Raw genomic sequence first — 670 nt, 5'->3', positions numbered from 1 at the left:
AAACGCCATCGTACCGTAAAGCACATTCAATGGGTTGTTCATATCATTGAAGTAAAAGATGTATCCTAAACCCAAAACCATGCCCGGCACCGCCATTGGCACCACGCTCAGCATTTGCATCGCCTGACGAACTGGCCCAAACGCACGACCTTTTTCAATACAGTAGGCACCGACAAAAATCACAGCGGTACCAATCAGCGCAGTCCAACCAGCTAAAGTGAGAGAGTTAAAGAACGGGCTCCAGCCATAGGTACTCATCTCTGCGAAGTTGTAATTGTTTAGCGTCAGCGCTTTATTCCACGGCCAAAATGTCACTAGAGAGCCGTACACCGCCATGCCTAACACTGCCAGTACTGCGACAGAAATCAGTGAACAGTATACAAAGCAAAGGCCATCACGCGTTTTGTTGGGTTCTGGTTGATAAGGTACAGAGCGAGTATCAAACAAGCTCTTTTGTTTTTTCTGCACCCAACGATCTGCACCAAACGCCATTACCGCAGGAAATAACAGCATGATGCTGGTTACTGCACCCATGGCAAAGTTTTGCTGGCCCACCACTTGTTTGAAGATGTCGGTCGCCAGAACGTTGTAGCTTCCGCCAATGACTTTCGGCACACCAAAATCGGTGATCACCAACGTGAATACGACAATTAGAGTGCTGATCAAACCG

The 670-nt window shown here is 47.9% G+C and carries 1 pseudogene; it reads right to left on the bottom strand.

The annotated features are described in order from the left end of the window. Window positions 1-670: pseudogene (locus R8O10_RS25460) on the bottom strand (putative 2-aminoethylphosphonate ABC transporter permease subunit); the annotation flags it as partial.

The sequence above is a fragment of the Vibrio sp. 1727 genome, assembly GCF_033344415.1.
Taxonomy (GTDB): domain Bacteria; phylum Pseudomonadota; class Gammaproteobacteria; order Enterobacterales; family Vibrionaceae; genus Vibrio; species Vibrio alginolyticus.
The sequence above is the reverse complement of the archived record's forward strand: the minus strand, read 5'-3'. Positions and strand labels throughout refer to the sequence as shown.